Source organism: Bradyrhizobium sp. USDA 4532 (assembly GCF_024171315.1).
Lineage (GTDB): Bacteria > Pseudomonadota > Alphaproteobacteria > Rhizobiales > Xanthobacteraceae > Bradyrhizobium > Bradyrhizobium australafricanum.
The window spans coordinates 2,263,139-2,283,374 of the sequence record NZ_JALJZN010000001.1 but is presented as its reverse complement, the minus strand read 5'-3'; the positions used below and the strand labels follow the sequence as shown (position 1 = coordinate 2,283,374).

Annotated in this window: 19 protein-coding genes; 10 read left to right on the top strand and 9 right to left on the bottom strand. The window is 64.6% G+C overall.

The window, feature by feature from the left end; all coding sequences use genetic code 11:
- Nucleotides 1-46: 46 nt before the first annotated feature.
- Nucleotides 47-1,060, bottom strand: coding sequence for a methyltransferase (locus J2R76_RS11055; protein ID WP_076826476.1), 1,014 nt, complete (start codon nucleotides 1,058-1,060; stop codon nucleotides 47-49).
- Nucleotides 1,061-1,429: 369 nt separating this feature from the next.
- On the opposite strand from J2R76_RS11055, the gene J2R76_RS11050 reads away from it, so the two are divergent.
- The gene (locus J2R76_RS11050) at nucleotides 1,430-3,043 is read left to right on the top strand and encodes a winged helix-turn-helix domain-containing tetratricopeptide repeat protein (RefSeq protein ID WP_244558753.1); all 1,614 of its coding nucleotides are present in this window, start codon (nucleotides 1,430-1,432) and stop codon (nucleotides 3,041-3,043) included.
- Between the two features lie 110 nt (nucleotides 3,044-3,153).
- Here J2R76_RS11050 and J2R76_RS11045 read toward each other — a convergent pair whose 3' ends face one another.
- From J2R76_RS11045 to J2R76_RS11035, 3 genes are all read right to left on the bottom strand, one after another.
- A complete protein-coding gene (locus tag J2R76_RS11045) occupies nucleotides 3,154-3,750 on the bottom strand; it encodes a DUF2889 domain-containing protein (protein ID WP_076826478.1) in 597 nt (198 codons plus the stop codon).
- Between the two features lie 194 nt (nucleotides 3,751-3,944).
- Entirely contained in the window at nucleotides 3,945-5,501 is a 1,557-nt protein-coding gene (locus tag J2R76_RS11040; protein WP_076826479.1) for a long-chain fatty acid--CoA ligase, read from the bottom strand.
- Nucleotides 5,431-6,225, bottom strand: a complete 795-nt coding sequence (locus tag J2R76_RS11035) for a TetR/AcrR family transcriptional regulator (RefSeq protein ID WP_076826481.1) — start codon at nucleotides 6,223-6,225, stop codon at nucleotides 5,431-5,433. The genes J2R76_RS11040 and J2R76_RS11035 overlap by 71 nt, the downstream gene beginning before the upstream one ends.
- 95 nt (nucleotides 6,226-6,320) lie before the next feature.
- Between J2R76_RS11035 and J2R76_RS11030 the strand changes: the two genes are divergently transcribed.
- The 5 genes from J2R76_RS11030 (at nucleotide 6,321) to J2R76_RS11010 (ending at nucleotide 10,572) form a co-directional block, all read left to right on the top strand.
- On the top strand, nucleotides 6,321-7,505 hold the full coding sequence (locus tag J2R76_RS11030; RefSeq protein ID WP_076826483.1) for a lipid-transfer protein: 1,185 nt from the start codon (nucleotides 6,321-6,323) through the stop codon (nucleotides 7,503-7,505).
- A 7-nt stretch (nucleotides 7,506-7,512) separates the two neighbouring features.
- A complete protein-coding gene (locus tag J2R76_RS11025) occupies nucleotides 7,513-7,968 on the top strand; it encodes a MaoC family dehydratase N-terminal domain-containing protein (protein ID WP_076826485.1) in 456 nt (151 codons plus the stop codon).
- Nucleotides 7,965-8,369: a MaoC family dehydratase gene (locus J2R76_RS11020; RefSeq protein ID WP_076826486.1), complete on the top strand. Its 405-nt coding sequence runs from the start codon at nucleotides 7,965-7,967 to the stop codon at nucleotides 8,367-8,369. The genes J2R76_RS11025 and J2R76_RS11020 overlap by 4 nt, the downstream gene beginning before the upstream one ends.
- Before the next feature lie 217 nt (nucleotides 8,370-8,586).
- The gene (locus J2R76_RS11015; RefSeq protein WP_076826488.1) at nucleotides 8,587-9,414 is read left to right on the top strand and encodes an SDR family NAD(P)-dependent oxidoreductase; all 828 of its coding nucleotides are present in this window, start codon (nucleotides 8,587-8,589) and stop codon (nucleotides 9,412-9,414) included.
- A gap of 12 nt (nucleotides 9,415-9,426) precedes the next feature.
- Complete coding sequence (locus J2R76_RS11010; RefSeq protein WP_253623949.1) at nucleotides 9,427-10,572, top strand: acyl-CoA dehydrogenase family protein; 1,146 nt, start codon at nucleotides 9,427-9,429, stop codon at nucleotides 10,570-10,572.
- Between the two features lie 151 nt (nucleotides 10,573-10,723).
- Here the strand turns inward: J2R76_RS11010 and J2R76_RS11005 are convergent, their stop codons facing one another.
- Together J2R76_RS11005 and J2R76_RS11000 are read right to left on the bottom strand one after the other, a co-directional pair.
- Nucleotides 10,724-12,214 (bottom strand): methyl-accepting chemotaxis protein, encoded by a 1,491-nt coding sequence (locus J2R76_RS11005; protein WP_063790157.1) that lies wholly within the window; start codon nucleotides 12,212-12,214, stop codon nucleotides 10,724-10,726.
- Between the two features lie 595 nt (nucleotides 12,215-12,809).
- Nucleotides 12,810-12,959: a hypothetical protein gene (locus tag J2R76_RS11000; protein ID WP_158074172.1), complete on the bottom strand. Its 150-nt coding sequence runs from the start codon at nucleotides 12,957-12,959 to the stop codon at nucleotides 12,810-12,812.
- Nucleotides 12,960-13,096: 137 nt separating this feature from the next.
- Here J2R76_RS11000 and J2R76_RS10995 point away from each other — a divergent pair, with 137 nt between their 5' ends.
- Nucleotides 13,097-14,758, top strand: coding sequence for a thiamine pyrophosphate-binding protein (locus J2R76_RS10995; RefSeq protein WP_076826490.1), 1,662 nt, complete (start codon nucleotides 13,097-13,099; stop codon nucleotides 14,756-14,758).
- 42 nt (nucleotides 14,759-14,800) lie between these two features.
- The gene (locus tag J2R76_RS10990) at nucleotides 14,801-16,072 is read left to right on the top strand and encodes an FAD-binding oxidoreductase (protein ID WP_076826735.1); all 1,272 of its coding nucleotides are present in this window, start codon (nucleotides 14,801-14,803) and stop codon (nucleotides 16,070-16,072) included.
- A 20-nt stretch (nucleotides 16,073-16,092) separates the two neighbouring features.
- On the opposite strand, the gene J2R76_RS10985 is transcribed toward J2R76_RS10990, so the two are convergent.
- The 3 genes from J2R76_RS10985 to J2R76_RS10975 all read right to left on the bottom strand — a co-directional run bounded on the left by J2R76_RS10985 (nucleotide 16,093) and on the right by J2R76_RS10975 (nucleotide 18,152).
- Complete coding sequence (locus tag J2R76_RS10985; RefSeq protein ID WP_057019701.1) at nucleotides 16,093-16,326, bottom strand: hypothetical protein; 234 nt, start codon at nucleotides 16,324-16,326, stop codon at nucleotides 16,093-16,095.
- 360 nt (nucleotides 16,327-16,686) lie between these two features.
- The gene (locus tag J2R76_RS10980; RefSeq protein WP_016848414.1) at nucleotides 16,687-16,875 is read right to left on the bottom strand and encodes a hypothetical protein; all 189 of its coding nucleotides are present in this window, start codon (nucleotides 16,873-16,875) and stop codon (nucleotides 16,687-16,689) included.
- 296 nt (nucleotides 16,876-17,171) lie between these two features.
- On the bottom strand, nucleotides 17,172-18,152 hold the full coding sequence (locus J2R76_RS10975; RefSeq protein WP_076826494.1) for an NADPH:quinone oxidoreductase family protein: 981 nt from the start codon (nucleotides 18,150-18,152) through the stop codon (nucleotides 17,172-17,174).
- Between the two features lie 374 nt (nucleotides 18,153-18,526).
- On the opposite strand from J2R76_RS10975, the gene J2R76_RS10970 reads away from it, so the two are divergent.
- Together J2R76_RS10970 and J2R76_RS10965 are read left to right on the top strand one after the other, a co-directional pair.
- Complete coding sequence (locus J2R76_RS10970) at nucleotides 18,527-19,300, top strand: motility protein A (protein ID WP_016848416.1); 774 nt, start codon at nucleotides 18,527-18,529, stop codon at nucleotides 19,298-19,300.
- Between the two features lie 28 nt (nucleotides 19,301-19,328).
- Nucleotides 19,329-20,159, top strand: coding sequence for a flagellar motor protein MotB (locus J2R76_RS10965; protein ID WP_028334286.1), 831 nt, complete (start codon nucleotides 19,329-19,331; stop codon nucleotides 20,157-20,159).
- The last annotated feature ends 77 nt before the right edge of the window (nucleotides 20,160-20,236 follow it).

Below are 20,236 nucleotides of genomic sequence, written 5' to 3'. Positions count from 1 at the left end.
CAGTCGCTGCTCCATTGCGCGGGAGTAATGGTCTGACCTCGAAAGCTCAGGTGACCTTTGCCTCGATGACGCTGAGACGCCCGGCCGGATAGGTCGCGGTGTGAGTAAAGCCGGATTCGCGAAACAGCCAGGCGTACTGCTTTTCCGTTCTTTCGAGACCGCCAGGCCCGCGAAGCATGAGCAGATCGGTCAGCGTCTGTTCCCTGTGCGCATCGCTTACGCTCGGGAATTCCGGCACGATCCGTTCGATAAGCAGGAGCACGCCCCCTCCGGGGAGCGCCCTTCGACAGTTTGCGAGGATGACCATGCTGCGCTCATCGCTCCAATCGTGAATGATGTTCTTCATGACGATGGCATCCGCGATCGATGGAATCGTCTGGAAGAAATCGCCAGCCATGAATTCGACGCGATCACTGAGCCCGCTGCGCCTCAGGTGGCCAGTCGCGGATTCGGCGCAGCGCGGAAGGTCGAAAATAGTCCCTCGGATATGCGGATGTTGCCCGGCTATGGCGCCAACGAGTTCGCCGGAGCCGCCGCCGACATCCATGAGATGAGCGAACGCACCGAAGTCGTAGGCCACCAGGATATCCGGAATCGCCAGACGCGTCCCCTCCATCATCGCTGCGTTGAATATGTTGACCATCTCCGGATCGCGCGCCATGAGATCAAAGCTGTTTTCATGGCCAAGCAGTTGCGCGGCGGTCTTGCCGGTCATGATCGAGTCCTGTAGCCCGGTCCACGATTCGGTCAGAAACTGGCCTTCAAAGATCGTCCAGTTCTTGAGGGACTGGGTTGCGGCCCCGTCAAGGCAAGTCCCCAGTTCGGTCAATGCGTATTGCTCTTCAGCGACCGTGCAAATGCCTATGGTCGAAAGCGCGGTCAGCAGGCGGCGGAGCGCCTGCTTGTTCGCGCCGGTTGCCTCGACGAGTTCGCCAAGGGGCCGCGATCCATCGCGCAGGAGTTCAGCGATCCCCAGCTTCGCGGCGACATAGATGACCGCGGTCACGCGCTGCGACTGAATAAGGTGCAGCAATCTTGCGGATGCGTGGATAGAGGACATCGATCATTCCCTCTCATGTTGCTCGTTGGTGCCGGTTCAGCACGCCCGGGCAAACCTGCTCAGGCTCGAAGGCGGCGCGCTGCGCGGCATTGATTGGCCGATCCTGATCTCGGTGTCGCTGACGCCGGGGCCGCATCGCTGCTCCGCCCCCCGCAACCGGGGAAGGGTTGAAACCTGAAATACTTAGCGCAGTATGGATGACAGAACTGATCATGGAGGCCTGCCTGGCGCTGACCGCTTTTGGTGGATCGCTGCTCGGGACGGTTTTGCTATCCCGCGCCGCAAGATGATGCTGTACAATTGCCGCCAGGTCCCGAAACCTCGCCGATATTCTGCCGATATTTTCCGAAATGGCCCAACGAGGCGTTCTTGCTTAAGTCATCGCAGCCTTCGATTGTGATCGGCGACCGGACCTTGGACCTGGCCCGCGAATTGCTGCTCGACGGGCGCGGCGACATCGTGCCGTTGCGTCCTCAAGCCTGGGCGGTGCTGCGGCTCCTCGCGCAACGCGTCGGGCGCCTGGTGCATAAGGACGAGATATTGGATGAGGTCTGGTCGGACTGCGAGGTCACGGAAGACTCGCTTGTCCAGGCCATCGGCGACATCAGGCAGGCCTTGGGAGGGGCGGGCCGATTGGCCCTGAGAACCTTGCCTCGCCGCGGCTACATGCTGGTCGTGGATGGCGAGCAGGCCGACCGCCCGGCTTCTGCCAGTGTCACGACCTCGTCGATGCCAGACAACGCTGGAAGGCCAGCGGGTTCATCTTCGATCCCACACCTGTCCATTGTTGTTCTACCATTCACAAATATTGGCGGCGATCTGGAGCAGGAATATTTTGTCGATGGCGTGACTCACAGTCTGACTACTGACCTGTCGCGCATCGCCGGCGCGTTCGTCATCGGCCGGGGCACTGCGTTCACCTTCAAGGGAAAGGCGGTGGACGTGAGGGAGATCGGTCGCGAATTGAATGTCCGTTACGCGCTGGAAGGGTCGGTGCAACACGGCGGCAATCGCTTTCGCCTGAACGTTCAGTTGACTGACACGGAAACCGGAGCCCATGTGTGGGCCGAGCGCTTCGACAAGCCCGCTGCCGACTTGCTGGACATGCAGGATGAGATCGTATCCCGGCTCGCCAATACATTGAACGCCGAGCTTATCAAGGCCGAAGCACGACGGGCAGAACGGTTGCCCCAGCCGGACGCGATGGATCTCTATTTTCAGGGCAGGGCTGTCCTGAACAAAGGAATAGCGCCTGCGGTTATGGCGCGAGCAAGGGATTTCTTCATGCGCGCCCTCGCGCTTGATCCCGACAATATTGAAGCAGCGGTTGCCGCGGCTCAGGTCGATTTTGCGATCGGTTCTTCCTCCATGGCCGATGACGGACCGGCATATTTCAGGGCCGCGGAGAAGGCGCTGAATGGCGTGTTGTTGCGTGCGCCCAATCACCCCAGAGCCCACATGTTGCTCGGCGCGGTTCAAATTCGGACGCGCCGCGCTGCAAAGGGTATCGCTGAATGTCGCCAGGCGCTGGCGCTCGATCGGAATTTGGCCGATGCGCATGGGTTCATTGGCCTCGGGAAGCATGCGCTGGGGCGTGGTGAGGAAGTCGAGGGGCATATTCAAGAGGCGTTACGACTGTCCCCTCGCGATACGCGTGCCTTTCTCTGGATCATGGTTGTCGGGATGGCCAAGTTGATGTCCTGCACCAACGCAGACCTCGAGGCGCTGGACTGGCTTCGCCGGAGCATTGAGGCTAATCCCAATTTTGCGCTCGCTCACTTTCACTTGGCTGGCGCGTTGGCCATGATGGGAGACCTCGAGGAAGCACGATCCAGTGCCAAAGCCGGACTGGCACTCGATCCCAACTTCAGCATTCGTCGATACGACGTCAATGTCGTCTTCCTGTCCGACAATCCGGTATGGCTCGCCAAGCGTAAGCGCTTTTATGAGGGAATGCGCATGGCCGGCGTGCCGGAGAGCTAGTGCCGCGTTCGATCATCTGCGTGAATGGGATAGAGCTGCGACGAGGAGCTGCATTTGAGCTCCAGCAGCGGCGCACCATGCACTCGCCTTGGCCAGCGGCGGGGCACCGCTCACGAACTGTGCTTCGCCTCGGTCGACTTCTGCGCGAACTGCGGAAAGGTCTCGGCCACGACAGGCCCATCCAGCCGCCATGAATAGCAGCCGCCGACGAAGAATGGCGGCTCGGTGACATCGCGCTGGTGATCGAGCGCGCCGCGGCCCTGCGGGTCCTTGCCGGAGGTTGCGGTCTGGAACAGCGTCGTCACCGCCGGACCCAGCAGCTCGGCGAGATGGGTGCAGGTTTCGAGCTTGCCAATCTTGCGACGGACCAGTTCGCGCCAGCCCTTGCCGATGCGTTCGCCGACCAGGCGCTGCAAGATGCCCTCGACGTCGAGGCAGGACGGGTAGGGCGTTGAGGCCATCGTGGTGCCGGTCTCGCGGATCGTAAAACTGTCGTCGACCGCGAGCCGCAGGCGGATGTCGTGCACGGGATCGTCGGGCTGCTGCAGCCCGCGATGCTTGTCCTGTCGGGCATAGGGTTTGGTGTCGACCAGCTGCGCCTCGACTTCCCACAATCCGTCGTCACGGAGATAGCCGAGACATTCGACGGAGCGGCGGTGCATCAGGCGGCGGGGCTTGCCGTCGGTATTGGTATCGGGTGCGGACATCGGAACTCGCTGGATTGAATCTCGAACCGATCCAATCGGCCATGTGCTCCGATGTCAACGCTCGCGGTCGAATGGCGTCATGAGACATCGTCATTCCGGGATGGCGCGTTAGCGCCAGACCCGGAATCTCGAGATTCCGGGTTCGATGCTTCGCATCGCCCCGGAATGATGGGGGTGACGTTGAGAGCTGTCCCTCAGCTCACCCGCCGTTCGCGGTTCTCCCAATACGGCTTTCTAAGCTCGCGCTTTAAGATCTTGCCAGCGCCGGAGAGCGGCAGCGGCGTCGAGGTGATGTCGACGCTGCGCGGGCATTTGTAGCCGGCGATCAGCACCTTGCAGTGCTCCATCAGCTCTTCCGGCGTGGCGCTGGCGCCGCTCTTCATCACCACGACGGCGTGAACCTGCTCGCCCCAGCGTTCGCTCGGGATCCCGATCACGGCGCATTGCGCCACCGCCGCGTGCTGGGCGAGCGCGTTCTCGACCTCGGCCGAATAGACGTTCTCGCCGCCGGAGATGATCATGTCCTTGACACGGTCGACGACGTAGATGAAGCCGTCCTCGTCCATGTAGCCGCCGTCGCCGGTGTGCATCCAGCCGTCGATCACGGCGCGCGCGGTCTCCTCCGGACGCTCCCAATAGCCCATCATCACCATGTCGCCACGCACCGCGATCTCGCCGACGGTGCCCGTCGGTACGACCTTGTCCTCCGCATCGACGATCTTGACCTCGGCGCCAAGCGTCGCCCGGCCGGCGCCGCGGTGCCGGCCCTTGACGCGGCCGTCGCCGATATGCTCCTTCCAGTGCAGCAGGGTCGCGATCGGCGACAGCTCGGTCATGCCGTAGGCTTGCGTGAACTCGACATGCGGCAGCGCCTTCATGGCGCGCATCAGCACGGCGTCGCTGATCACGGAGGCGCCGTAGGAGATTCGCTTCAAGGACGACAGGTCGTAATTGCCGAGCGTCGGGTGGTCGACGAACATCTGGATCATGGTCGGCACGAGCAGCACGTCGGTGATGCGCTCCTTCTGCACGGCGGCTGCGACGCCGTCAGGCGTAAAGCCCTGGATCACGACGTTGGAGCCGCCGGACAGCAGCACCGAATACATCGCCGCGCCATTGGCGAGGTGGAACATCGGCGCCGCGTGCAGGTAGATCGTGCTGCTCGGCCACAAGCCTTCGCCGAGCGCGTTGAGCGCGTTGGCCATCAGATTGCCGTGGCTCAGCATCACGCCCTTGGAGCGGCCGGTGGTGCCGCCGGTGTAGAAGATGCCGGCAAGGTCGTCGCGGCTGCGCATCGCATCCGGAACAGGCGCGCTGCGCGCGATGAGCGTCTCGTAATTCTCCATGCCGGCAGGCGTGTCGCCCTCGTCGGCATAGACCAGCCGCAGGCCGGGGACGGCGCCTGCCAGCGCCGTGCCGACCGGCGCAAACGCCCTGTCGACGAACAGGATCGTTGCGCGGCAGTCGCGCAGCGCGTCCTCGTTCTCGATCGGAGACCAGCGGATGTTGAGCGGCACGATCACGGCGCCGGCCCAGCCGACGGCGAGGTAGAGCTCGAGATAGCGGTCGGAGTTCAGCGACAGGATCGCGACGCGGTCGCCGTCCCGGGCGCCGAGGCCGCGGATCGCGGCGGCGAGGCGGGCGACGCGTTCGCCGACCTCGCGCCAGTTGCGCCGCCGCTCACCGCAGACGACTGCGAGCCCGTTTGGATTGACCTGCAGCGCGCGCCGCAGTCCGTGTGTGATGTTCACTCGTCTCCTCCCTTGATGCGTTTCCCCTGCGAGGCGGTTTGTCCGCCTTCTCGTGCGCCGTTGTCTTGCGCGTTGATGTCATTTGCGTTGTTGTTTTGGCGATGCCTTCGGTGAGGCGGATCGCGAACTCGTCGGCGACGGCGCGTCCGCTCAGCTCGCCGCCCGGCTGGAACCAGTGGCCGATCCAGTTCAGCGAGCCGGCGATCGCGAAAGCCGCGAGCTTCGGGTCGCACGGCTTCACCGAACCGTCCGCGACGCCCTGTGCGATATAGTCGCGGAAGGCGCGGTCGATCCGCCGCTTCGCCGTCTGCACGATCTTGCGATTGTCCTTGCTGAGGTCGCGGATGTCGAACCGGACCAGGCTCTTGCCGTAGTCCGCGGTCATCAGCTCGGCATAGCGGACGGTGAGCTTGCGCAGCTTGTCGAGCCCTGAGCCGCCGCCCGCCGACGTCTCGGCAATGCATTCGTCGACCAGCTCATTGCCGATCGACCAGCACTCGAACAGGATCTCGTCCTTGCCGCGGAAGTAGTTGTAGAGCGCCGGCTTGGTGATGTTGAGCCGCTTGGCGACGTCGTTCAGCGTGGCACGGTGATAGCCCTGTTCAAGGAACAGGGCTACGGCCGTGCGCAGCACTGCCTCGCGCTTCTCGTCGCGGGCGCGGCGCCGGCTTTCGAATGGCAGCCATGGCGACTCGTTGCTGGAAGAGGGGGAGTGGGCGTCCATCGCGTCGGCTGTTGTCGCATTGACTCCGGAAGATCGCCCGTATATTACCCATGGGTAATAAATAGTCCAGTGGGTAATTTCCGGGAGGACACGCGATGACGTCACGCACCTATATTGCCGGGGTCGGCATGATCCCGTTCGTCAAGCCCGGCGCCAATGCGCCGTATCACGTGATGGGCGCCGAAGCGGCGAAGCTGGCGCTCGCCGACGCCGGGCTCGACTACGGCCGCGTGCAGCAGGCCTATGTCGGCTACGTCTATGGCGACTCCACCTGCGGGCAGCGCGCGCTCTATCCGGTCGGGATGACCGGCATCCCGATCGTCAACGTCAACAACAACTGCTCGACCGGCTCGACCGCGCTGTTCCTGGCGCGGCAGGCGATCGAGTCAGGCGCGGCCGATTGCGTGATGGCGCTCGGCTTCGAGCAGATGAAGCCCGGCGCGCTCGGGGCCGTGTTCACCGACCGTCCCAGTGCGTTCGACGATTTCGACGCCGCGGCCGACAAGCTGGTCGACGCGCCCGGCGTGCCGCTGGCGCTGCGCTATTTCGGCGGCGCCGGCCTCAGCCACATGAAGAAATACGGCACGCCGCTCTCCGCCTTTGCAAAAGTGCGCGCCAAGGCGAGCCGTCATGCCAAGAACAATCCACTGGCGCTGTTCCGCAAAGAGGTCACCGCCGACGACGTGATGAACGACCAGGTGATCTGGCCCGGCGTGATGACGCGGCTGATGGCGTGCCCGCCGACCTGCGGCGGCGCCGCCGCGATCCTGGTCTCGGAGAAATTCGCCGACCAGCACGGCCTCAACAAGCAGGTCCGCATCGCGGCGCAGGCGATGACGACCGACACGCCCTCGACCTTCGGTGCGTCAGACATGATGCAGGTGGTCGGCTACGACATGGCGCGGGATGCCGCGCGCAAGGTCTATGAGGCCGCCGGCATCGGGCCTGATGATCTCGACGTCGTCGAGCTGCACGACTGCTTCGCGCACAACGAGCTGATCACCTATGAGGGGCTTGGCCTGTGCGGCGAGGGCGAGGCCGCGAAATTCATCGACGACGGCGACAACTCCTATGGCGGCAGGATCGTCACCAACCCGTCCGGCGGGTTGCTGTCGAAGGGCCATCCGCTCGGCGCCACCGGGCTTGCGCAGTGCTATGAGCTGACGCGGCAGCTGCGCGGCACCGCTGCGGCGACGCAGGTGGAGGGCGCGCGGATCGGCTTGCAGCACAATCTCGGCCTCGGCGGCGCCTGCGTCGTGACGCTCTACGAACGCGCTTGAGGTCGTCATGGTCGATCAATCCGCTGTCGGGCGTACATTTACGCCCGTGACCGCGCGCGTCGAGCCGGGGCGGCTGCGCTTCTTCCTCGATACGCTCGGCGAGACGAATGCCGTCTATCGCGACGAGGCGGCCGCGCAAGCGGCCGGCTTCACGGCGGCGCCGGTGCCGCCGACCTATCTGTTCTGCCTCGAGATGATGGATGCGCCGGACCCGTTCGAGTTCCTCACGGCGCTCGACATCGATCTGGCGCGCGTGCTGCACGGCGAGCAGCGCTTCGACTATCATGCGCCCGTCGTGGTCGGCGACACCTTGACCTTCCGCCCGCGCGTCACTGGCGTGACCGACAAGAAGGGCGGGGCGATGACGCTGATCGTGGTCGACACCCCGGTCACCAACCAGAACGGTGTCCATGTCGCCGATGTCTCGCGCACCGTCGTGGTACGCAATGCGAGGCCGTCATGAGCAGCTCTCCCTCTGTCGGCGACCGCATCGTCCACAAGGAGTTTCCACCGATCACCCGCCATCGCCTCGCGCTGTATTGCGGCGCCTCCGGCGATCACAATCCGATCCATGTCGACATCGATTTCGCGAAGGCGGCCGGCTTCCCCGACGTGTTCGCGCACGGCATGCTGGTGATGGGCTATCTCGGCCAGGCGCTGACCGACGCGGTGGCGCCGTCGCGCATCCGCTCGTTCTCGACCCGCTTTGCGGCGATCACCCAGCTCGGCGCGAAGCTGACCTGCGAGGGCACGGTGACCGAGCTGGTCGAGCAGGGCGGTGAGAGGCGCGCAATACTCGCGCTGACCACCAGGGATCAGAACGGCGAGATCAAGCTCGCCGGCGAGGCGGTTATCGCGCTGTAGTGCGAAAGGTCTCGCCACGAGGGATTGTGCGCTCCCTCGCCCCGCTCTTGCGGGGAGAGGGTTTGGGTGAGGGGCTGCTTCCGCGCACTCTGGAGGTGGTGAGACCTGTACCCCCTCACCCGGAACGCATCTGACAATGCGTTCCGACTTCTCCCCGCAAGCGGGGCGAGGTGAGGCGCGCATACCGCAAAGATCACGTTGTTTGAGGGAGGTTTGAATGTCAAAGCTGCAAGGCAAAGTCGCGCTCGTCTCGGGCTCCGGCCGCGGCATCGGGCGCGCGATTGCGCTGAAGCTCGCGAACGAGGGCGCGCGCGTCGTGGTCAACGACCTCGATGCCGAGCCGGGCGATGCGGTCGTCGCGGAGATCAAGGCCATGGGCGGCGAGGCGATCGCGGTCAATGGCAGCGTGACCGAAGCCGGCTTTGCCGATCGCTTCGTCGGCGCCGCGATCGAGCGGTTCGGCGGTCTCGACATCATCGTCAATAATGCCGGGTACACCTGGGACTCGACGATCCAGAAGATGACCGACGAGCAGTTCCAGGCGATGCTGGACGTCCATCTGGTCGCCCCGTTCCGCATCATGCGCGCGGTGTCGGAGCCGATCCGAGTGATGGCGAAGAGGGAGGCCGAGGCGGGCCGCGAGGTGTTCCGCAAGGTCGTCAACATCTCCTCGATCGCGGGCCTCTACGGCAATGCCGGGCAGGCGAGCTATTCGTCCGCCAAAGCATCGCTGATCGGGCTGACGCGCACGATGTGCAAGGAGTGGGGCCGCTACAAGGTCAACGTCAATTGCGTGGCGTTCGGCCTGATCAACACCCGCCTGACCCAGCCGATCGAGACCCAGCAGAAAACCATCGACGTCGCCGGCCGCGACATCAAGGTCGGCGTCCAGCCGCAGATGCTGGAGGCGATGGGCCGCATGATCCCGCTCGGCCGCGGCGGCACGCCGGAGGAGGCGGCCGATGCGGTCTATCTGTTCTGCGCTCCGGAATCGAATTACATCAGTGGTCAGGTGATCGTCGCCGGCGGCGGTCTTCTGATTTAATACGAGGGCAGAATGCACTACCGATCGTCCTGGATGACCGAGGAGCTGGACACCTTCCGAGACCAGTTCCGCAAATTCCTCGCCAAGGATCTGGCGCCGCACGCCGAAAAATGGCGCGAGCAGAAGCTGGTCGATCGCTCGGCCTGGCGCGCGCTCGGCGAGATGGGCGCGTTGCTGCCGAGCGTGCCCGAGGCCTATGGCGGCTTAGGGGCCAGCTTCGCCTATGACGCCGCCGTGCTCGATGACCTCGAGAGCACGGTGCCGGAGCTGACCACCGGCGTCTCCGTGCACAGCGCGATCGTCGCGCATTACATCGTCAACTATGGCTCGGAGGAGCAGAAGAAACGTTGGCTGCCGAAGATGGCGTCGGGTGAGATGGTCGGCGCCATCGCGATGACCGAGCCCGGCACCGGCTCGGATCTGCAGGCCGTCAAGACCACGGCGAAGAAGCAGAGCAATTCCTACGTCATCAACGGCCAGAAGACTTTCATCACCAACGGCCAGGCCGCCGATCTCGTCATCGTGGTGGCGCGGACCGGGGCTCCGGGCGCCAAGGGCATCTCGCTGATCGTGGTTGAGACCGCGGGCGCCGAGGGGTACCGGCGCGGGCGCAACCTCGACAAGATCGGGCTGCACGCATCAGACACGTCGGAGCTGTTCTTCGATAACGTCACGGTGCCGCCGGAGAACCTGCTCGGCGCCGAGGAGGGCAACGGCTTCGTACAGCTGATGCAGCAATTGCCGCAGGAGCGGCTGTCGCTCGCGATCGGCGCGGTCGCCTCGATGGAGCGCGCGGTCAGGATCACCGCCGAATACACCAAGGAGCGCACCGCGTTCGGCAAGCCGCTGCTCGAATTCCAGAACACCGCCTTCAAGCTTGCCGAGCGCAAGACCGAGGCGATGATCGCCCGCGTGTTCGTCGACTGGTGCGTCGAGCGCCTGGTCGCCGGCGACCTCGACACCGTGACGGCGTCGATGGCGAAATGGTGGTGCTCGCAGAAGCAGGTCGAGACCGCCGACGAATGCCTGCAGCTGCATGGCGGCTACGGCTACATGCAGGAATATCCGATCTCGCGCATGTTCATCGATTCCCGCATCCAGAAGATCTATGGCGGCACCAACGAAATCATGAAGCTCCTGATCGCGCGTTCGCTGTAGGCGGGCGCATCTTTGGCCGTCGTTCCGGGGCACGCGAAGCGTGAACCCGGAATCTCGAAGTTGCGGCTTGAGATTCCGGGTTCGATGCTCGCGCATCGCCCCAATGACGCGGAGGGGTGAGTGCGCGCTCATCTCCTTCGGCCGTGCGCCGCTACATCGCCCGTACGTTCTTGAGGAACTTGTCGACCTGAACTTCCAGCTCTGAGGCGTTGCTGGCGAGCTCTCCGGAGGCCGCCAGCACGTTCTCGGCGGCCTTGCTGGCATCGTCGATCGCCTTGGTCGTGCCGTTGATGTTTGCGGTGACCTCCTTGGTGGCCGCGGCCTGTTCCTCGACCGCGCTGGCGATCACGGTCGAGATCTCGCTGATCTGGACGATGACCTGCGAGATCGCCTTCAGCGCCGTGGCGGTGTTGCCGGTCGCGGCCTGCATCTCGTTGATCTGCGCCGAAATGTCTTCCGTGGCCTTGGCGGTCTGGTTGGCCAGCGCCTTCACCTCGGAGGCGACGACGGCGAAGCCGCGTCCGGCCTCACCGGCCCGCGCGGATTCGATGGTTGCGTTGAGCGCAAGCAGGTTGGTCTGGCCGGCGATTTGGCTGATCAGGGCGACGACGTCGCCGATCTTCTGCGCCATGGTCACGAGACCCGCGACCAGCTTGTCGGACTTCTCGGCTTCGTCGACCGCCATGCGGGCAATGCGGCTCGCCTCGGCCACCTGGCGGCTGATCTCGTTGACCGAGGACGACAGCTCCTCGGACGCGGACGCCGCGCTCGCCGAGCGCTGATTGACGAATTCGGCGGTCGTCGTCAGCGATCGCGCAGTGCCCTGCATTTGCGTCGACGCCGACGCCAGCATCCCGGCAAGGCCCTTCACGTCCTTCTCGAAATCGTCCGCCAGCTTCACATTGCCTGTCACGACCGACCAGCTCAGCATCGCGCCGGTGTAGTTGCCGCGCTTGTCGGTCAGCCCGGAGACCCGCAGGTCGAGCGTTTCCGGACCGAGCTTGATCTTGGCCGCATGCGGCAGGTTTTTGGGATCGCCGACGATGCGGCGCTGGTGCGCCGGGTTCTTGTGGAAGATGTCGAACGAGTTGCCGAGGATCTTGTCCGGCGCCACCGGAAGCAGGTGCTTCACGGTGTCGAGCGTCTTGAGGCTGGTCTGGTTGATGTAGGTGATGTTGAAATCGGTGTCGCACATCATGATGTTGATCGGCATGTTGTCGAGCATCTGCAACAGCCGTTCGGTCTGCGTTTCAAGCCGCGCCTTCTCGGTCGCGAGCTCCCAGGTCAGCATCGGGCCGGTGTAGCGGCCGCGCGAATTGGTCATAGCCGTCACGGTGAGATCGAGCGTCTCGCCGCCGATGGTGATACGCGCCTTGTGCGGCAGGTTCTTCGGGTCGGACAGCAGCCGGCGCTGATGCTGCGGGTTCCTGTGAAATATATCGATCGATTGCCCGATCAGCGCGTCGACCTTTACCGGCAGCACATGCTCGATCTTCTTCAGGTTCTGCCGCGTCGACTCGTTGATGTAGGTGATTTTGAAATTGTCCAGCTCGCAGAGCATGACACTGATCGGCATGTCGTCGAACAGCCGGTACGAACTGTCCGAGCCGATCACGCTTGCGACGCTCTTCATCCCCAACATGCATTGCCTCCAGCCTTGATAATGATCTTGGTGAATTGAAACGGTGCACCTGATCGGCAGCGGAATGCCTTCCACCGCCGGCCCCACGCAGGTGCGTTACACGATTTACAATTTCTGACTGTGTGGAACGGTAAGCGATTCGAATTCCACCAAGAAGGGCACGCAATGCGCCGCGTGCGATCGCACAAGGTCGAACGCGCGATGCTCGCGATGAGCGCAGCCGAAAACGTCGCACAACACCGCGATTTGCCGTGAAATCCGCGCGATCCGGCGACGAAGATGTGAAGCGGCCGATCGCTGCACCGTAATCTTACGGAAGCACACGCGTGCGCTCCTAATGATTGTTATCGTGCACATAACGTGTGGCTCATGCAGATTGTGCCAGGCCATCGCGCGCAGCGGAGAGCTCTTGACTGCAATCGTCTCGGCGGCCACGCGCTGTCGGTCTTGGCGATGCGGCGTGCGAGCATTCTTTCGCCTGCGCTCTGTTGCGTCGATCGGCGCCTCGTGATGACAGGGCGGCCGCATCGTCGATGCGGGTGTTCATGAAAGAAGCCCGCGCAGGTTGATCATGCCGCGCGAGACCCGATCGGGGTCACGGACCGGCGTCGTGGTCCCGCGCGAGCGCAACGAGATCGCCCTCGAGCCGGACGATCGTGACCTGCGTTGCTTGCCGGCCGGCGGCTTCAATCCTGCCGTCGATCGTCCGCTCTGCGGAAATCGATGACGAAACGGCGTTGCCCATTGCCTACCGCATGGCTTGGCGCCGCTGCGCGCGGGAGACGCAGCTTCGGCCTTGCACCCTATTTCCGTCTATCATACCCCGTGGGACCACGATCCGCGCGAAGCTCAAACGCGCGCCAGTACTTGCAGGGAGCCCTCATGACCAAAAGCAATGCCCGCACCGGAGGCCAGATCCTGATCGACCAGCTGGTCGCGCAAGGGGTGGAGCGCGTCACCTGCGTGCCGGGCGAGAGCTATCTGGCGGCGCTCGACGCCTTGCACGACAGCGCGATCGACGTCGTGATCTGCCGCGCCGAGGGCGGGGCCGCGATGATGGCGGAGGCCTATGGCAAGCTCACGGGACGTCCGGGCATCTGCTTTGTCACCCGCGGTCCGGGCTCGACCAATGCCGCCCATGGCGTGCACATCGCGATGCAGGACTCCACCCCGATGATCCTGTTCGTCGGCCAGGTCGACACCGGCATGCGCGAGCGCGAGGCATTCCAGGAACTCGACTACAAGGCGGTGTTCGGCACGATGGCGAAATGGGCGGTCGAGATCGATCGTCCGGATCGCATTCCGGAACTGGTCGCGCGCGCCTTCCGCGTCGCGCTGCAGGGCCGGCCCGGTCCGGTGGTGATCTCGCTGCCGGAGAACATGCTGACTGAAACCGCCGCGGTCGCCGACGCGCCGAAGGTCGAGCCTGCGGCGACCTGGCCTGCGCCGGCCGATCTCGAGCGCCTCGGCAGCATGCTCGCCGGCGCCAAGGCGCCGATCGTGGTGCTCGGTGGCTCGGCCTGGACCGCGGAGGCCGCCAAGGGCATTGCGCGCTTCGCCGAGCGCTTCGACCTGCCGGTTGCCACCTCGTTCCGCCGCGCCTCGCTGTTCGACGCCGACCACTCGCATTATGCCGGCGATCTTGGCATCGGCCCGAGTCCGAAGCTCAGGGATCGCATCACCGGCGCCGACGTCATCCTCCTGATCGGCGGCCGCATGTCGGAAATGCCGTCCTCGTCCTACACGCTGCTCGACATTCCGGTGCCGAGCCAGAAACTGATCCATGTCCATCCCGGCGCCGAGGAGCTCGGCCGTGTCTACCAGCCGGCGCTGGCGATCCAGGCGACGCCTGCGGCCTTTGCCGCCGCGGTCGAGACCATGATGCCGGCGGCAGTGCCGGCCTGGAAGGGCGAGGCGGCCAAGGCGCACGCGGATTACCTCGCCTGGACCGACAAGCCGCGCGAGCTGCCGGGCAGCTTCCAGTATGGCGAGGTCGTGACCTGGCTGCGCGATCGCCTGCCGAAGGATGCCATCGTCTGCAACGGCGCCGGCAATTATGCCGGCTGGATTCACCGCCACCATCGCTTCCACGCTTTCGCCGCGCAGCTCGCGCCGACCTCGGGCTCGATGGGCTACGGCGTGCCGGCGGCTGTGATGGCCAAGCGGCATCATCCGGACCGGGTCGTCGTGGCGTTCGCCGGCGACGGCTGCTTCCTGATGAACGGGCAGGAGTTCGCCACCGCCGTGCAGTATGACGCGCCGCTGATCGTCGTCGTCATCGACAACGCGCAATACGGCACCATCCGCATGCATCAGGAGCGCGACTATCCGGGCCGCGTCGTCGGCACCCAGCTCAAGAACCCGGACTTCGCGCTTTACGCCAAGGCGTTCGGCGGCCATGGCGAGCGGGTCGAGCGCACCGAAGACTTCGCGCCCGCGTTCGAGCGCGCGCTGGCCTCCGGCAAGCCCGCGATCCTGCACTGCCTGGTCGATCAGCGTGCGCTGTCGGTCGGCAAGGATTTTGCGCCGCAGGCCACGCGCTAGGGCATGATCCGGAAAAATGCGAAGCGGTTTTCCGAGGAGATCATGCCCAAACAAAAGTCCCGTCACGTCGCGATCATCGGGGCCGGCGCGGTCGGCGTCATCAGCGCCATCGAGGCGCTGCGTGCGGGCCACAGCGTAACCTTGATCGATCCGGGCGAGCCCGGCGGCACCCAGGCGGCGAGCTACGGCAATGCCGGTTGGCTGTCGTCGCATTCGGTGATCCCGCCGGCCGAGCCGGGCACCTGGAAGAAGGTGCCGGGCTATCTGATGGATCCGCTCGGGCCGCTGGCGATCCGCTGGTCGTATCTGCCGAAGGCCTTGCCGTGGCTGGTCAAGTATCTGCTGTCGAGCCGGACCGAGGCGCAGGTCGAGGCCACCGCGCGGGCGATGCGCGATCTCCTGAAGGATGCACCGCTGCTGCACCGGCAACTCGCCGAGGAAGCCGGCGTGGGCGAATTGATCGAGCGGCGCGGGGTGATGCATGTGTTTCCCTCACGCGCGCCGTTCGACCGCGATCTCGGCTGGCGCATCCGCAAGCGCGTCGGCATCGAATGGCTGGAGCTCGATGAAGACGAGATGCGCCAGCGCGAGCCCGATCTGCATCCGCGCTACAAATTCGGCGTCGTGGTGGAGGAGGCGGGCCGCTGCCGCGATCCCGGCGCCTATGTCGCGGCGCTTGCCGCGCACGCCGTCGCGAACGGCGCCGAACGCGTCGCCGCCAAGGCAACGGGCCTCAGGCTCGCCGGTGACAGGCTTGTCGCTGTGATCACCGAGAGCGGCGAGATTGCCTGCGACGCCGCCGTCGTCGCCGCGGGCGCGCGCTCCAGGCAATTGACCGCCTCGATCGGCGATCCGCTGCCGCTGGAGACCGAGCGCGGCTATCACGTCATGATCGAAAATGCGGAATCCGGCCCGCGCAATTCGATGATGGCCTCCGATGCCAAGATGGTCGTCAACTGGACCGATAAGGGCCTGCGCGCCGCCGGCACGGTGGAGATCGCGGGGCTTGACGCCGCGCCGAACTGGAAGCGCGCCGAAATCCTGCGCAAGCACCTCTTCAATATGTTCCCGAAGCTGCCGACGGATATTCCGCCATCGCGGATCAAGACCTGGTTCGGCCATCGGCCGAGCATGCCGGACGGGCGCCCCTGCATCGGTTATGCCCGTGCCACGCGCGATGTGGTCTACGCCTTCGGCCACGGCCATGTCGGCCTGGTCGGATCGGCCCGGACCGGCCGGCTGGTCGCGCAACTCCTGAGCGGCAAGGCGCCGGAGATTCCGCTCGCCCCGTTTGCGCCCTCGCGCTTCCTGTAGGAAGCAACGGCGGCGAAGCCTCAGCTGTCGCCGGCCCAGGCCGTGATCGCGGCCGGTGCGATCACGCGTCGCGGTGCGTGCGGATTGATCGTTCCGGCGCTGACGTCCTGCGTCTGAACGAGCAGCGTGCGCGCAAACGCCTTGGCGTCCTGCTCGGTCGTGAAGGTACGGGTCTGGCGCGCGAAGCGGTGATGTCCGGCGTCAGGATTTCGCATGGCGAACGAGACGTACCAGATGGCCTTGTCGGTCTTCATCGCGCCTCTTTGGTGGTAATCCGCCCGCGCGATCGCGACGTGATGCTCGATGCTCGATGTGCAAAAAGTGCCACGACAAAGAATCCTGAAATACAACACATTGCGGCGAATAGGCTCCTCGGCGAACCAGCAATGCTACAGCATCGGCACGTCTACCGATACTGGCGGCATATTACCTGTCAACCGATGGGTGAAATGACAATGCGCCGTTGCGACGTTTGTTCCATCCGGCAAATTGTCATGTCGGACGAGGCGCTGGTCGCGGTCCGCGAGGGCGAAGCGGCGGCCCTGAAGCCCGTGAACTGGTGGCGAGCCGTCACGACAAGTGTCGATACTTTCGAACGCTCGACGTAGGCCTCGCTAAATGACTTGGTCCTCCTTGCGGGCTGCGTTGATGGTTTCCTCCACCTCGGCGGCAAGGGCCGTGAGATGTTCGGCGAGCTTGCTGAACAACTCGCGCTTGCGCATGTCAGTCGCCAGGTCTCGGATCAACGCACATTCCGCCGCGTCGCGGCGAAGCTTTTCGAGATGCGTCAGCATGTCCTGCATTTTTCGTCCCCGAATGCCGTACTCCGCAACGCTAAGGCGGCACAGAACCGCGTAACAATAACCTGTGATAATTTTCGCGAACCTTGGCGAGGGTCGCGTATTTTTCTGACCCTCAAGGCAAGCTTGGCTTGCGACATTCAGTGTCGTCCCTGCGAAAAGCAGGGACCCATAACCACAAGCGCTGATTGGTGTGCTTCGCTGGAATGACCAGCTTTGTTCACAACATCCGCCGCGGCGTATGGGTCCCTGCTTTTCGCAGGGACGACAGCGAGGATGAGGCGATAGCGCTGCCTCTCTCACGACCCGATCCGCACCACCATCTTGCCGAGCGCCGCACGGGTCTGCATGGTGGTGAAGGCCGCGCGAAAATCGTCGAATGCGAACACCTTACCGACAACAGGCGTCAGTCGGCCATCGTTCAGCCATGCCGACAATTGCGTCATCACGCGCGCCTGCGCCTCGGGCTCGCGCCGCGCGATCTGGGCGGCATCGACGCCGATCAGGAGGCCGCCTTTCAGGAGCGGCAGATTGAACGGCAATGCGGGAATGCTGCCGGCCGCGAAGCCGACCACGACATGGCGGCCGTTCCAGGCGATCGAGCGGAACGCCTGCAGCGAGACCTCGCCGCCGACCGGATCGAAGATCACGTCGGCGCCGTGGCCGCCGGTCGCGTCCTTCAGCGCGTCGCGCCAGTCGGGCTTCGTGTAGTCGACGACAGCGTCGGCACCGAAGCTTGCGGCGAAGTTGCGCTTCTCCTCCGTCGAGGCCGCGGCGACGACGCGCGCGCCGAGCAGCTTGCCGACTTGAATGGCGGCGATGCCGGTGCCGCCGGCGGCGCCGAGCACCAGCAACTGCTCGCCGGCCTTGAGCGAGCCGCGCTCGCCGAGCGCATAGAGCGCGGTGAGGTAATTGGTGCGAAAGGCCGCGGCGGCCTCCATCGACAGTCCGTCGGGCATGATCTCGACGGCGTCGCGTGGCACCACGATGTGCTCGGCCAGCGCGCCCGAGCGCGCCGCGCCCATCACCCGCATGCCCGGCGCGATGCCGGCGACGTCGCCTGCGACCGCATCGACCACGCCGGCGAATTCCGCGCCCGGCGTGAAGGGCAGGGCATCCTTGGTTTGGTAGCGGCCCTCGACCTTCAGCCCATCGACGAAGCCGATGCTCGCGGCGTGGACCTGGACTCGGATCTGTCCGGGGCCGGGTTCGGGGGTGGCGATCTCCCTCAGCCCGATCTGATCGATGGGCGCGTATTGCTCGACGACGACGGCCTTCATCCTGTCCTGCTCATTGGTTGGTTTCCTCGAGAGCCTTTTCCGCTCCGATTGAATCGGAATGGGACCCCGGATTCTTGTGTTGACGCGTCTTCTTCACGCGAGCCGGTAGCCAGTTCGCGCGAATACGCTTCCGGCAAACCTATCCCATGTCCGTTGTTCTACGGGGAGGGGATTTGCGCATGCGACGGCAGGCTCGCATGCGGAAAGCCAGCATCTTCAACGACATCGCGAAAAGACCGGCGTTTACCCGTTGTTATCCCTACCAAATTCGGTAACGCGTCCTTAATGGCGTTAACGTTAGGGTTTTCCACGCGGCCCGCCTTGGGCTGCGCGCCGTCCAGGACGGGCAGGTTGCGTACGCGTTGGAGTCTCCTATGGATATCATGACTGGCGCCGGGCTGTTGGCTGGCATCATCGTCATCGCGGTGATGATGTTCATGGGCGGCGACCTGCACATGTTCATCTCCGAACACGCCATGATCATCATCTTCGGCGGCTCGATCGCGGCGACGATGATCCGCTTCCCGCTGGGCGTGATGCTGCATGGGCTGCCGCTCGGCGCCAAATTCGCCTTCACGATGAGCCGGCTGTCGGCCCGCGACCTCGTCGACGAGCTCGCCCGCATCGCCGAGATCGCCCGCAAGCAGGGGCCGGTCGGCCTGGAAAAGGTCGAGACCGACGAGCCGTTCCTCGCCAAGGGCATCCGTTACGTCGCCGACGGTTACGACCTCGAATTCATCCGCGACAACATGGAGCGCGACCGCGACAACTTCCTGATGCACCTCGACGAGGGCAGCAAGATCTATCGCGCGATCGGCGACTGCGCTCCGGCGTTCGGCATGATCGGCACGCTGATCGGCATGGTGCAGATGTTCGCCAACATGACCGACCCCTCCAAGCTCGGCCCGTTCATGGCGACCGCGCTGCTCGCGACGCTGTACGGCGCGCTGGTCGCCAATTTGTTCTGCCTGCCGATTGCCGACAAGTTGCATGGCAAGCTGCTCGACGAGGAGACCAACCGCACGCTGATCATCGACGGCATCCTGATGATCCGCGACTCCAAGAGCCCGGCGCTGGTGCGCGAGATGCTGCTGGCCTATCTGCCGGAGAAGCATCGCCAGGAGGAAGGCGAGCCGGTTCCGGCCTGACCGGACCGCGCTTTCGGGAAACGCAGCGATGGCCAAGAAAAAGCGCGGCGACGCCCATACCGGAGGTCACGGCTGGTTCGTGACCTTCGCCGATTTGATGGGCCTGATGATGAGCTTCTTCGTGATGCTCGTCGCGTTCTCCACCATGGACAACAACAAGCTGAAGATCGTCGCCGGCTCGATGCGCGATGCGTTCGGCGTGCAGACCAATGTGCGCTATTCCGGCATCGTCGAGTCCGACGGCCTGCCGACCCGGCCGAAACTGAAGAACGTCGAGCACATCTCGCCGGAAGAGTCCTCCGCCAATCCGACGCCGGACGAGAAGGAGCGCAGCCAGATCAACGGCGCGCGGCTGAAGATAGACCGCGAATTCGCTCTCGCCTCGGCCTCACTTCGCCAGGCGCTGCAGGACATGCCGGAGCTGACCGAGATCTCCAAGAACATCATGTTCGAGGAGACCAAGGAGGGGCTCAATCTCGAGATCGTCGACCAGGATGGCCGCTCGATGTTCGCCGACGGCTCCAGGGAGCCGTATGACCGCACCCGCCGGCTGATCCAGAAGCTGGCCGCGCCGCTGAAGGCGACGCCGCTGCGGGTTGCGATCGTGGGGCATACGGCCGCAGGCTTCGTGCCGGCGCGCAGCGATTATGACGGCTTCGACCTGTCCGCGGACCGCGCCAACGCGGTGCGGCAGATCCTGGAGCGGGAAGGGCTGCCGCCGTCGCATATTTTCGCGGTTTCAGGCAAGGCCGACGGCCAGCCGCTGTTTCCCGACGATCCGACGCTGCCGGCCAACCGTCGCGTGACCATCACGTTGATGCGGGAAAATCCGCCGCTGCCGCCGGATCTGAAGCCGTAGCTCTGGGTTACCATACTACCGTCAACTACCATTGTTGCGCGGTTGACACGCGATGCGGAAGCGTCGATAGCCGCGCG